This window comes from Hymenobacter terricola (assembly GCF_017921975.2).
GTDB classification, from domain to species: Bacteria; Bacteroidota; Bacteroidia; order Cytophagales; family Hymenobacteraceae; genus Hymenobacter; species Hymenobacter terricola.
On record NZ_JAGEMO020000197.1, the window covers coordinates 1 to 323 of the forward strand.

Annotated in this window: 1 pseudogene; it reads right to left on the bottom strand. The window is 65.3% G+C overall.

The annotated features are described in order from the left end of the window. Window positions 1-323 (bottom strand): annotated as a pseudogene (locus J4G38_RS28235) (hypothetical protein); the annotation flags it as partial.

Genomic DNA, 323 nt, shown 5'->3' on the forward strand with positions numbered 1-323 from the left:
GACGACAAAATCCACCGTTGCCGCAGGCGTTCAGCTGGTCGGGCTCCAGCCGACGACGGCAAAATCCACCGTTGCCGCAGGCGTTCAGCTGGTCGGGCTCCAGCCAGCGACGACAAAATCCACCGCCGCCTTTTTTTTTGCGGCTGTCGCCTGTCGGCGGCAGCGGCTGAAAGCCCGGAAGCCCGGAAAGCCCGGAAAGCCCGGAAAGCCCGGAAAGCCCGGAAAGCCCGAAAGCCCGGAAAGCCCGGAAGCCCGGAAAGCCCGGAAAGCCCGGAAAGCCCGGAAAGCCCGGAAAGCCCGAAAGCCCGGAAAGCCCGGAAAGC